Annotated in this window: 12 protein-coding genes and 1 pseudogene; 4 read left to right on the top strand and 9 right to left on the bottom strand. The window is 37.7% G+C overall.

The features are described 5' to 3' along the window. Window positions 1–12: 12 nt before the first annotated feature. Genes JO40_RS05565 through JO40_RS05535 form a run of 7 tightly spaced genes read right to left on the bottom strand, consistent with a single transcriptional unit; the run spans window position 13 to window position 5,644 of the window. The gene (locus JO40_RS05565; protein WP_044978477.1) at window positions 13–558 is read right to left on the bottom strand and encodes a flagellar basal body-associated FliL family protein; all 546 of its coding nucleotides are present in this window, start codon (window positions 556–558) and stop codon (window positions 13–15) included. A gap of 42 nt (window positions 559–600) precedes the next feature. Then, on the bottom strand, window positions 601–1,320 hold the full coding sequence (gene motB / locus JO40_RS05560) for a flagellar motor protein MotB (RefSeq protein WP_044978476.1): 720 nt from the start codon (window positions 1,318–1,320) through the stop codon (window positions 601–603). 1 nt (window position 1,321) lies between these two features. Continuing rightward, window positions 1,322–2,101, bottom strand: coding sequence for a motility protein A (locus tag JO40_RS05555; protein ID WP_044978475.1), 780 nt, complete (start codon window positions 2,099–2,101; stop codon window positions 1,322–1,324). Window positions 2,102–2,122: 21 nt separating this feature from the next. Beyond that, window positions 2,123–2,320 carry a flagellar FlbD family protein gene (locus JO40_RS05550; RefSeq protein ID WP_044978474.1) on the bottom strand — a complete coding sequence of 66 codons (198 nt, stop codon included), beginning with the start codon at window positions 2,318–2,320 and terminating at the stop codon, window positions 2,123–2,125. A gap of 25 nt (window positions 2,321–2,345) precedes the next feature. Beyond that, a complete protein-coding gene (flgE, locus tag JO40_RS05545; RefSeq protein WP_044978473.1) occupies window positions 2,346–3,737 on the bottom strand; it encodes a flagellar hook protein FlgE in 1,392 nt (463 codons plus the stop codon). Between the two features lie 12 nt (window positions 3,738–3,749). Then, entirely contained in the window at window positions 3,750–4,259 is a 510-nt protein-coding gene (gene flgD, locus JO40_RS05540) for a flagellar hook assembly protein FlgD (RefSeq protein ID WP_044978472.1), read from the bottom strand. Between the two features lie 11 nt (window positions 4,260–4,270). Further along, window positions 4,271–5,644 (bottom strand): flagellar hook-length control protein FliK, encoded by a 1,374-nt coding sequence (locus tag JO40_RS05535; RefSeq protein WP_044978471.1) that lies wholly within the window; start codon window positions 5,642–5,644, stop codon window positions 4,271–4,273. 292 nt (window positions 5,645–5,936) lie between these two features. On the opposite strand from JO40_RS05535, the pseudogene JO40_RS05530 reads away from it, so the two are divergent. After that, a pseudogene (locus JO40_RS05530) lies at window positions 5,937–6,404 on the top strand (PD-(D/E)XK nuclease family transposase); the annotation flags it as partial. A gap of 89 nt (window positions 6,405–6,493) precedes the next feature. On the opposite strand, the gene JO40_RS05525 reads toward JO40_RS05530, so the two are convergent. Beyond that, window positions 6,494–7,564 (bottom strand): DUF2871 domain-containing protein, encoded by a 1,071-nt coding sequence (locus JO40_RS05525; RefSeq protein WP_044978470.1) that lies wholly within the window; start codon window positions 7,562–7,564, stop codon window positions 6,494–6,496. Between the two features lie 250 nt (window positions 7,565–7,814). On the opposite strand from JO40_RS05525, the gene JO40_RS05520 reads away from it, so the two are divergent. Further along, a complete protein-coding gene (locus JO40_RS05520; protein WP_044978469.1) occupies window positions 7,815–8,144 on the top strand; it encodes a nuclear transport factor 2 family protein in 330 nt (109 codons plus the stop codon). 102 nt (window positions 8,145–8,246) lie between these two features. Here JO40_RS05520 and JO40_RS12860 read toward each other — a convergent pair whose 3' ends face one another. After that, window positions 8,247–8,876, bottom strand: coding sequence for a TetR/AcrR family transcriptional regulator (locus JO40_RS12860; RefSeq protein WP_049992348.1), 630 nt, complete (start codon window positions 8,874–8,876; stop codon window positions 8,247–8,249). 208 nt (window positions 8,877–9,084) lie between these two features. Between JO40_RS12860 and JO40_RS05510 the strand changes: the two genes are divergently transcribed. Both JO40_RS05510 and flhF read left to right on the top strand, forming a co-directional pair. After that, the gene (locus JO40_RS05510) at window positions 9,085–10,164 is read left to right on the top strand and encodes a pyridoxal phosphate-dependent aminotransferase (protein ID WP_044978468.1); all 1,080 of its coding nucleotides are present in this window, start codon (window positions 9,085–9,087) and stop codon (window positions 10,162–10,164) included. Window positions 10,165–10,185: 21 nt separating this feature from the next. Then, the gene (gene flhF / locus JO40_RS05505) at window positions 10,186–11,535 is read left to right on the top strand and encodes a flagellar biosynthesis GTPase FlhF (protein ID WP_049992347.1); all 1,350 of its coding nucleotides are present in this window, start codon (window positions 10,186–10,188) and stop codon (window positions 11,533–11,535) included. Window position 11,536 lies beyond the last annotated feature (1 nt).

Raw genomic sequence — 11,536 nt, 5'->3', positions numbered from 1 at the left:
CTCTCCTATCCTTTATTGTTCAACAATATCGTATTGCGTGAATTTAACATCCTTTATTTTGTTTTTTGTAAGTACATTATCGTTTATTTCGTGCTTTATTTCAATCTTTATTTTTTCTTCCTGTCTTAATTCCGCAGTAGTTTTGCTTTTAAAATAAGAGCGCAAAAAGTCGATTATTTCTACCTTTCTTGCAGAAAGCTCCTGCGGTGTAGATTTATCATTGTTAGTATAACCTAAGGCTACGTCAACTATCAAGGTCGCAGGAATTCTATCAGCCGTATATATTTTTAAAATGCCGATTGCCTGATACCACTGAAGCACATCCCTTGTTTCCCTGTATTCTTCAGAAACCGGCGAACTAGAATGGGAAGAACCGCTTCTATCTCTTATATTCATTGTAATAACTACGACGGTAACAACGAATATTATAGCAACCAATACAATTGCAACCCATTTTATAAGCATGGGTATAAGACCTGCGCCTCTTTTTTTGGTATCTACTGATGAAGTCATATTTTCCTGTATATCATCGTCATCCATTAAGTCATTATCAGCCATAATTTTCTCCTTATTATTATAATCGGCACAATTTTATTTTTACTAAAAATGTGCATCATCAAGAATAATTATATCAACCCGCCTATTATAAGCCCTGCCCTCTGCCGTATCATTTGAAAATATGGGCCGGGTGTCTGCATATCCTGCTACGGAAAATCGGGATTCTTGGGCTCCAAAGTCAGTAAGGCTGTGCAAAATATTTATTGCCCTTGCAGACGAAAGCTCCCAATTACTTTTCCATACATTAGGATCCGTTACACCCGAATCGGTATGGCCTTCGACCCTAAACCTATAGGAAGCCAAATCTTGAGAAGATAAAAACTGAGCAAGATTTAAAAGGGTATCTCTGGATTCGGCAATATTAAGGTCTGCACTGCCCGGATAAAAAAACACGTCCGATGCCAGGCTGATTACTATCCCCCTCTCATCGCTTGTAACGGCAATTTTATTTGTTTTAATTTCGGGAGCAAAAAGTGAAACGGCCTTTCTTAATGCACTTGCCAGCATCTTTCCTTTTTCCATTGAAGGCATCGAGCTTATGGTGTTTCCAAGGTCGGAAAGTCTGCCCGCAGAAACCGAATGGCCGCCTCCCGTCGGATCACCGCTTATTGACGCAGAAAGAGCCAAGAGCTGAGTTACATCTACCTCAGACGGCTCAAAAAGCATTACGAAAAAGCAAAGCATTAGAGTAACCATATCTGCATAAGTGGTAAGCCATCCGCTTCCTGCGGCACTTGCACCGTGTTTCTTTTTTCTTGCCATTTTAATCCTTTAATACTTCCGCTTCAATTGCTTTTCTATCGGAAGGCGTCAAATATGTAATCAGTCTTTGAGCCAAGATTCGAGGGTTATCTCCGGCTTGAATTCCAAGTACACCTTCTATAATCATTTCTTTGGACTTAACTTCCATATTGTTTTGGTACATAAGCTTTGTTGCTATAGGAACCAAAAGCCAGTTCTGCATAAGAGAACCGTAAAAGGTTGTAACAAGAGCCGTAGCCATGTTAGGACCGAGAGCACTTTTATCATCCAAGTTTAACAACATACCGATAAGACCGATAACCGTTCCCAACATACCGAAACCGGGAGCGAGGGTTGCCCAAGCGTTTACTAAGGATATCCATGTGTTATGGCGCTCTTCCATTTGATTAAGTTCGTTTTCCATAAGAGAACGGATAGCCTCTCCATCAATACCGTCAACTACATTTCGTAAACCGGAGCGCATAAATGGATCTTCAAAGTCTTCAATTTCTTCTTCCAAGGCAAGAAGACCTGCACGGCGGCTTTTTTCGGATAGGGCTACAAAACGCTGAACCAGAGCTTTTTCGCCGTAATCGGTTACCTTAAAAACTCTTGCAACAACTTTGAAAATTCCTATCGTATAGGATAAAGGATAGGTTAAAAAAAGACACATGTAGGAGCCGCCAATCGTAATTAACATTGAAGCCGGGTGAATAAGCCCTCCGGCCGAGCCGCCGAGGATTGCACCGAATGCAACAACTGCTATACCTCCGAATATTCCTATAAACGACGCTATATCCATATATACCCCTTTTTGCTTCTACTACAACTCATTTTTAAATATGCCGATTTTACGGCGGTAAGCGACTATAGAGTCCAAAATTTCTTCAGGCGTTTCCTTAATTACATAATATTTTCCTGAAAGCATTTGCAAAGTAACATCGGGATTGCACTCTATCGTTTCAATTTGGTGAGGATTAATCCAATACTTTGTTCCGTTTAGCCGCGTTACCTGTATCATAAATAATACCCTATATTATACCATACTATCGTTTCAAGTTCAAGACTGTTTCAAGCATTGTATCCGAAGTTTGTATTGTTTTAGCTCCTGCCTGAAAGCCTTTTTGAGTTACGATCATGTCTACAAATTGGTCGGTTAAATCTACGTTACTCATTTCGAGAGTACCGCCTATCAAAGAGCCTTTTCCAACCGTACCGGATGTAGAAATATTTGCAACACCGGAGTTATTGGATTGAACATATGTGTTTTGACCTGCCTTTTCAAGACCGCCTTGATTGGCAAAACCGGCCATAGCTATTTGACCCAACTCCTGCCTTACACCATTTGAATAAACACCGGTTATAATGCCGCTTTGGTCGATTCTAAAGTTTTCAAGATAGCCCATTCCGTAACCGTCCTGTTGATAAGCCTTTGTAGTACTCTTATCTGAAAACTGTGTAATGGTATTTTTTGATGTACCTATTTCTCCTAAATTTACATCCAAGGTCTGTCTGGTCGCAGCTCCGCCTTCTCCGGGGTTTGCACCTAAAACATTAAAAGAAACTTGGACGGAAACTTTACCTGCGCGGGCACTCACATTTCCTGCCGTATCTGTAACAGAAGCAAGATGACCGTTATTATCAAAGCGTACTATAAAGCTGTTTTCAACGCCGTCTGTTGTTCCAATTCCCGACCTTGTTGCTGCTGCTTCAGCATTTGTAGGATCGACATTTACCGTAGCCCTCCAAGCATTAACTTCTCCGGGGACTCTGGCAAAATCGATTTGAAGTTCGTGAGCTTCTCCGAAGCTGTCATAAACCTTAAATTCTGTAGACCAAGTAGATTCCAAAATCTGGGCTCTATTTGCATTTTCGGGTAATTCAGGCAATCTCTTGTCAAGGTTACAAGCATAGTCTACGCTCGTTGTTGCCTTTGCATCTATTTTTTGGCCTATCGGAATAGTTAAATCTTCAGTTTGTCCTGAAGTGTTAATAAGCCTAAGCCCATCAGCTTCTTCAGCCATCCAGCCCTGTACCCTCATTCCGTTTGCGGGATTTACCAAGGTTCCGTCTCTATCAAGACCGAAGGCACCGGCCCTTGTGTAAAAAGTTTTTTCTCCGTCTTTAAGAATGAAAAAGCCGTTTCCCTGTATTGCAAGATCGGTATTGACGCCTGTTGTCTGCAAGGCTCCCTGAGTAAAAATTGTGTCAATGCTTGCGACCATCATACCCAAACCGACTTCTTTGGGGTTTACACCGCCAAGCTCCTCGGTAGGACGGGAAGCCCCGCTTAGCTGCTGTGAAATTAAGTCTTGAAAGTTTACTCTTCCCCTCTTAAAACCTGTTGTATTTACATTGGCTACGTTATTTCCGATAACATCCATTCTTGTTTGGTGATTTTGCATTCCGCTGACGCCGGAAAATAGTGATCTCATCATAATTATTGCCTCCTAATTGTTTTCTGCATAAACTGTTTTAACGGCTGACCAGTTGTACCAGTTTCCGTTTACCATAACTTCCGGATTTATACCGCGTGTCGCGGCTGAAATATAACCGGAAACCTGTGAAGACCCTAGGTCTAAGTCAACTTTTTTGCCTACGGCATTTACGGCCGATGAGCCTGTCATAAGCTCGTTTAAAGCAGCAAAGTTTTTGTTCATATTGGTCATCTGCTCAAGGGATGAAAATTGAGCCATTTGCCCTATAAATTGCGTATCTTCCATCGGAGATGTAGGATCTTGATGGGTCAGCTGGGCAATTAAAAGTTGAAGAAAATCATCTTTTCCAAGCTGCTGTTTCGGAACCCTTGTTTCTGCAAAATTCTGCTTATTTAAGGTGTCAACCTGTAGACCTAAAAGAGCCTTTTCTTCAGGACTCATCTCGGGCTTAAAATTCTTCATCATCTCAGCCTGTTCAAAAGCCGTATCTACGGCACTTCTATTAATGTTATTTACTTGCATAAAATACCCCTTTAAGCCAAAAGATCTACAGTCGAACCATAGACATAACTGTAGGTACTCAGATTATCGGCCGTTTTTTCAAGCTGCCTTAAATCTTGTTCTTGATTTTTATAAGCAAATCCGGAAAAGGATTCAAAATTTTCGGCAAATCCTTCTTGCCCCGAAAAGCCCGACCAATTTAAATTAAATTCGGCAAATTCAAAACCGTTTTCTTTAAATTCTTTAGCCAAGTTATCCAAGTTTTTTTCAAATGCTTCGTAAGCTTCTTTCGAAGCAACCGTTACTGTTCCCGTAACCCTTTTTCCCTCACTCAGCTCTAAATTGATTTTTACGGCTCCTAGGTTTTCAGGTCTTAGATGCAGTCTTATTTCTCCTGCATTATTATCGCGGAGAACTATTTTTCCGGCTTGTACAAAGTCTGCCGCCGCATCCCTTATTTCTTGAGTCAACATAGCCGAAAAAGTTTGACTTGTTTTTTGGGACTCGCTTCCGGTTTGAGTGTTTTGAAATTCTCCGTCTTGTAATGCATTTTGAGCCTTGCCGCTAAAATCGATTACCATATCGACGGAGTTATCCGTCTCTACCCTCGATTCGGCAACTGTAGTATGAATAGCAGCATCCGATTGAACGGAAGGCATTGAACGCAAGTCTTCTACAGAGATTTTTGCTTTTGTTTTGTTAATAGACTTTTTACTTAAATTTTCCTGTGATGACTCGGTTTGCGAATGAGCTTTTTTTGATGAGTCCTTTTTATCGACCCGGGATAAAAGCCCCAGCTTATCGGCTTGTGCCGCCTTTTCCTCATCTGTAGAAAAAAGCTTTTTCTTTTCAGTCTTGTCGAATTTTTTTAAAGCTTCATCCGAAAAAAGAGATATACTTTCTTCTTCTTTTAAATCTTGCGGCAAAAAATCTTTAATTTCCTCATTAAAATCCTCGTTGAGAATTTTAAGCTCCAGCTCAGGCATATTTTTTTGCACCTTTTGGGCATCTAAATTTTCCGAGTGCAGCTTACTGGCTTCGCTCTTAGGCTTTTTCGTTAAGTCCTTGGTCTCTTTTAGATAAGCTTCTTTGGAATTAAGCAGATTTTCGGCATCTATTTCCTTAGACGGCCGGTTTTCGGATGATAGTTCCGTATTCTGCCTTCCTGCTTCCTTTTGAAGCGATGAATTCCTTACTTTGTCTTCCCTAAAGCGGGAATCTTCAAATCGGGCATCATCAATCTCCTTGCTCCCATCCTTGGCGGCGGCAATCATCTTTTTGATCATTGCCAGGAATGAATCTCCGTTTCTTACAGGTTCCGCATCAGCTCTTTTAAAGTCCTCAGAAGCTTTTCTTTCCGGCTCTTGTACCGGCAAAGCCTGCATACGAACATCAAGTGCCTGCATATGAACCTCCTATAAAAACTTTTTGCAAGGATTATCAGAGCCTTTCGGCTCTGTTCTGTAAAGAAATTTTTCATCGTATCCGCTAAAGCGGATAGCGAACCAAATCCTGAAAAAAGTTTTTTCAAGTAGTTTTGCTTTATGCAAAACTACATACAATAATGCGACGTTTGCCGAAAGGCAAACTCAAAGATAAACATGGAGGCTTGTATTTCAAGCCGGAATGTTTATCGAAACTCCTATATGTTATCTCAATCAATTTTCGGCTTGTTTTTAAGGCGGGTTTAGAAAAAATGTTGAATTAAACGAGCTAATAGGTTATACTATGAAAAAGAGTTTGGAAGAGTATAGCTTAAAAGACTTTTGGATAAGGTTTTTGGCCAACTATGAAGAAGACAAAAAAAGCGGAATGTTGGAAAAATTGTGTAAATTAGAGGAGGGTATAAAAATGGCAGAAGCAACACTCTTTAGGGTAACTGATGAAGAGAGGCGAATGGCAATAGAACTCTCTGACGAAAAATACCGGATGTATGTGGAAGATGAACGCAGTGCAGCTAGAAGAGAGGGCAGAACTGCCGGTTTAGCGGAAGGCCGTTCTGAAGGAAGAAGTATAGGATTAGCTGAAGGCTTGGCCGAAGGTAAAATAGCCGGTTCACATCAAAAAGCCATTGAAACGGCGAGGAATTTACTTGACATGGGGCTATCACCTAATAATATTGCAAAGGCTACAGGCTTGGATATTAAAGAAATAGAACAACTATAATTTAAACCGAAAATCAAAGCCTCTAAAATCTTTTAGATTTTAGAGGCGGACATAAATATTGATAAAAAATCAAAAGCCAGGTAGGCTTTTTAATCTTCTCTTGTCTTAAGAATCATCAAAAATGTATATATAAGGCCGAGGGCTAAAAGAATGTGTCCTATTCCGGCTATACCTGAAAAAGCTGCATCTTGGGCCTTTGATGTGTAATTATTTCCTAAAACACTAATAATACCTCGTAAAAGCATGAGAACCACAGTAATAAGAACTCCCGTATTCCAAAAATGGTTAGCCCTTCTGACACAGGCAAGTCTTTTTTCGCTAAGGGCCGGGACCTGCTTAAATGCAAGATAAGAAACTAAGGAAAGCACAGTACCCAAAATCAAAACATGGGTATGCATCAGGCTTAGATATGAGGAGCCGTCAAAGGCATTGAATTTTGTAAATTCTCTAAAAAAGACGCCTGCAGCCAAGCCTAAAACCAAGTAAACAAAAGAATTTTCCAAGATACTTTTTAAGCTGAATTTGGGTATAAAATGCTTAAATCCTACATATACTATTCCCACATAAGCCACCGTCTTGGGCATCATAAGAGCCCCTACTAAAGGCACGGTTTTTGAAAACAAGACAACAGGCAGATAGAACAAAAAGCTTAAAGCCGTTAATAGAGCCATGTGCTCCAAACCGGGGGTTTTTCGGGCTTGGTAAAAGAAGTAAATCAAAACTGCTCCAAGGGCTGCAAAGGGGTTGTTTCGGATAATGCTCCAAGTATAACTTGCATCAGCCATACCCCACTCGTTTTGGGGCATAACGGTAAGCACCAATCTTATCAGGGCTAAACCGTATATAAGAATATCTTTTGATTTGCTGCTTGTATTTGTTTTTACCTTATAATAATGGTAGAACATAAGATAAAAAATAGTCATTGTAATGGAGGTTATTAAAACCCCGATTGAAAGGTAGAAAGCATTTGCCTCAAAACCGCCCTTGTGCCACATAGAAATTACACGCGGGAGGAGGTGAAAAGAATCCCCTGAACCTAAAAGAAGAGCCATAAGCCCGAACAGCTTTGCCGTTCTATCCTTTTGTAACAAAAGCTTTATGCTTAGAGCAATAACAAGAGCCAGATAGCTCAAATCAAAAACGGATTCAACGATGTACATAAATACCTCCTCGGTAGATAAACAGTGTAACAATATTTATGCCGGACTGTTTATCATAACTCCTTATAGAATCAATTTAATGACATACTGTCATTATTTATGCATAATATAATGACAATCCGTCATTTTGTCAAGAGGTTTTTAAAATTTATTTAAAAAAAATAGTGCAGCAATATACTAAAAAACAAAAATATTATATACTTACACATTACAATGAATAAAAAACCGGTTTTAAAAAAAGAAGGATCCAATGGACACAAAGGATATTTTACAAAAATTTTTTGAGGCGGAAAACAGCCGAGATTGGGAAACATATCAAAAATTTCTACATGATGAAGTTGTCTGGCAATTATTTAACAGTGAAACTAAAAATATTGAAGGCATTGATGAGTATATGAAGGTTATAAAAAATGCCTATAAAAATCAGGATATAAAATTCACCTGCAAAGAAATGAAAGTTTCCAATTCGGGCAACCGCATAGCTGCCTGCCTAATAAATGATCTCGGAAAAATATCTATAGATATTTTTGATTTTAAGGATAATTTAATTTATCGGGAATATGAATTTATATTGGATTGACAACAAGTTTTTATATAGAGCAGCAATGAAAAAAATATTAAAGCTGTTTTTAGTGATTTTTATTGGATTTGTATAATTATAATAATGAGTAAAACATGGCTATTACTCTCTGTCCTTTAGCCCGTTTTTCATCCACAAGATTTGTTTTTCAAAATGCTCAATAAAGTTTTTCGGCCCCCAGTTTTCGATAAATGATCTTGATATAAGGTTATGAACGATTGCTTTGGTAAATTCTATAAGTTCTTTTATATCTTCGTTTGTTGAAACGGAAAGAGAGTTTTTTTCCAAGTTTGAAAAATAGACTTTTTCCATATCGGCAACTTTTTCGGTTTGAAGGTATTTTTTTCGATATTCACTCCAAGCCTTATCTAAATTGGGAGTCCAATAAAGAAAACGGTTTTTATATAAATTCCGCTTAGATTTTTTATAAAGCTCCTTAGACAAAATACCGGCATATCTTAAAAGGGCATTAAAAAAATCATTATCGTTTTCTTGTAAAGATTCTTGAAACAGGGCATGGACATCCATGTTTTCGGAGCTTAAAATTGTAAAAAAACATTCTTCCAAATTTTCAAAATATTGATAAAAACTTCCGCGGGCTATACCCAGAGTATTTACTATATCCGAAACACTTGCCTGAAAAATAGGTTTTTTTTCAAACTCCTTTTTACATGTTTCGAGTATCCTTTGCTGTTTTTCTTGGGGTAAATTTAAAAAAGTTTTTTTAGGCATTGCTCCGTAGTATAATACAAAAGTTAAAATTATTCAAGGACAAAAATAAGGCAAACAAAATACTATAACTTTTTTACAACTCGTGGGGAAATGAGACCTTGCGTTTTAATATTAAAAATAATATAATTTTTACGTAAAACTTTAAGCAGCTTATGCTGAGGCTGACACTTAAACTGAAATGTATTAAATTACACAGAAGGCGGAAAATTTGGAACACGGCGGTTTTTTATCTTATAAAAAAAATGATGAAGTTTTAATCGATTTTAGCAGCAATATAAATCCTCTGGGAGCCCCTAAGGGATTGAAAAGAGCTTTAAGTTCTTCCTTTAATAACCTTTTAGTTTATCCCGATATTAGCTATCGTTCTTTAAAGAAAATAACAGCTAAGTATTTAAAGTGCGGGCTTGAAAATATTGTTTTGGGGAACGGAGCTGTAGAAATAATCGATAATTTTTGTTCAATGTTTAAAAGAATAATTTTATGCACACCTTGTTTTTCGGAATACGGATTGAGGGCTATTGTTCATAAAAAAACGGTTTTAGAAATTCCTTACCTTCCTGATTTTTCTTCCGATATTTCTGCTCTTAAAAAAAACTTAAAAGCCGATGACCTTCTCATTTTAGGAAACCCGAATAATCCCACAGGCTTAAGAATAAAAAAAACGGATCTTTTGCAAATTTACTCTTTTGTACAAAAGGCAGGGGCTTTTTTATTTTTAGATGAGGCTTTTTATGAGTTTTGTCCGCCTGACTATGACAGTATAAGCCTTTTTAAAAAAGACGGTTATAAGAACATCTGCATACTAAGGGCTGCAACTAAATTTTTTGCTCTTCCGGGACTTCGTTTAGGCTATGCCTGTACCTCCCCCGAAACCGTTTCAGCTCTTTCTAAAATTGAAATGGCATGGCACATAAACTCCTTTGCTGAAGCTGCGGCTAATTCAATCTTTTCCGATAAGGAATTTATTGCAGAAAGCAAGGCCTATATTCAAAAGGAAAGAGCTTTTTTGCTCGAAAATATAAATAAATATGGAACAAGGGGAGATATAAAATTACAAGCTTATAAAACTCACTGCAATTTTATCCTTCTTAAAGTTTTAAATGCTAAGGATGAAGATGCTTTAAAGTTCTTTGAACGGAATGGGATCTTGATAAGAACCTGTAGGAGTTTTAAAACCCTAGGCGAAAATCACATAAGAATTGCTGTCCGCTCTCACAAAGATAATTGTAAATTTATTAAAACAATTAGCTCTAAAAGGTCAAACAAACATCTCATATCTGTATTGTAAAATTTATAAAAATGTTTTATAATGGCTTTGGGTGGTATAAAGTTTATTATGGAAACATTTGTCGAGGAAGCTTCAACATATGAAAAGTGTATTCAAAAAATTCAAGAAAAGTACGGGCCGAATATAATGATTACCCGGCGCGAGATAAAAAGAAATGAAGGCTTCTTTAGTTTTTTTAACAAGGAGACAATAAGGGTAAGTTTTAATATCCAAAACGAATCCTTTATTCCAAAATTCTCCGGTGATAATGAAGAAAAACAAACACAGTCAAAACAAAAATCCGTAACAAACTATTCTCCTATGAATATTGAAGAAGAGCGCTTAAAAATAATAAAAATGGCTGCATCTCAATCGGAAGAAATGGCTGAAAAGATGATGCCGTATATAGAAAAACTTGAAAATCAGGCCCCCGCTCCTTCAAAAGGTAATATTGAATCTATCGAGCTTAAAAAACTGGCAGATACCGTTGAACGGCTCGCTGAACAGATAAAACAAAAGACGGAATCTTCACAAGAACATGAAAACATTGTAAAAATTGAAGCTCTTTTGGAAGAAAATGATTTTACCGCTAAATATATCCGTTCCATAAAAAACAAAATAACGGCTAACTTGAGTTTAGCCGAATTAAATGATTTTGAAACCGTACAAAAAAAAGTACTGGAATGGATAGCTTCTTCTATTCCCATAAAAAAAGAAGAAAGAAAAAAACAGGGTTTGATTGCATTGGTTGGGCCTACAGGTATAGGAAAGACCACAACTCTTGCAAAACTTGCCGCCTACTATGTTTTGGCTATTTCAAAACTTGAAGGCAGACCTCTGGATGTGAGGGTTATCACCCTTGATCAGTTTAGGATAGGGGCGGCATTTCAGATAAAAAAATACTGTGAACACATGGATATTCCCTTAATAATTGCAAGCGATCCCTTAGATTTGCGCAAATATCTCGATCTATATAAGGATTCTGCCGATATTATATGCATAGATACGACGGGGCGAAGTCCGTCCGATCCCGAAAAAATTCTTGAAATGCAAAAATATTTTGATGAAATAGAGCCGGGACGGATAGAAATTCATCTTGTAATTAGTGCCGTAACTAAGGCTGCCGATATAAGCGAAATAATAAAACAATATTCGGTTTTTGATTTTTCCAGCCTGATAGTTACAAAACTTGATGAAACTGCTCATGTGGGCAGCATTATAAGTGTTTTAGATGAATACAAGATTCCTGCCGCATATATAACCGAAGGGCAAAAAGTCCCGAGAGATATTGCAAAGGCTTCTAAAATAAGTTTTTTAAGAAAACTTACGGGATTCCCTTTGGAGTATATCAATGAAAATTTCAATGACGAAATTTCTATAGTATGGAGTTAAG

It is taken from the genome of Treponema putidum (assembly GCF_000755145.1).
GTDB classification, from domain to species: Bacteria; Spirochaetota; Spirochaetia; order Treponematales; family Treponemataceae; genus Treponema_B; species Treponema_B putidum.
The sequence above is the reverse complement of the archived record's forward strand: the minus strand, read 5'-3'. Positions and strand labels throughout refer to the sequence as shown.

Coding starts and splice junctions, on each gene's coding strand:
- JO40_RS05565 (WP_044978477.1), bottom strand. CDS start 558: ATGGCTGATAATGACTTAATGGATGACGATGATATACAGGAAAATATG.
- motB (WP_044978476.1), bottom strand. CDS start 1,320: ATGGCAAGAAAAAAGAAACACGGTGCAAGTGCCGCAGGAAGCGGATGG.
- JO40_RS05555 (WP_044978475.1), bottom strand. CDS start 2,101: ATGGATATAGCGTCGTTTATAGGAATATTCGGAGGTATAGCAGTTGTT.
- JO40_RS05550 (WP_044978474.1), bottom strand. CDS start 2,320: ATGATACAGGTAACGCGGCTAAACGGAACAAAGTATTGGATTAATCCT.
- flgE (WP_044978473.1), bottom strand. CDS start 3,737: ATGATGAGATCACTATTTTCCGGCGTCAGCGGAATGCAAAATCACCAA.
- flgD (WP_044978472.1), bottom strand. CDS start 4,259: ATGCAAGTAAATAACATTAATAGAAGTGCCGTAGATACGGCTTTTGAA.
- JO40_RS05535 (WP_044978471.1), bottom strand. CDS start 5,644: ATGCAGGCACTTGATGTTCGTATGCAGGCTTTGCCGGTACAAGAGCCG.
- JO40_RS05525 (WP_044978470.1), bottom strand. CDS start 7,564: ATGTACATCGTTGAATCCGTTTTTGATTTGAGCTATCTGGCTCTTGTT.
- JO40_RS05520 (WP_044978469.1), top strand. CDS start 7,815: ATGGACACAAAGGATATTTTACAAAAATTTTTTGAGGCGGAAAACAGC.
- JO40_RS12860 (WP_049992348.1), bottom strand. CDS start 8,876: ATGCCTAAAAAAACTTTTTTAAATTTACCCCAAGAAAAACAGCAAAGG.
- flhF (WP_049992347.1), top strand. CDS start 10,186: ATGGCTTTGGGTGGTATAAAGTTTATTATGGAAACATTTGTCGAGGAA.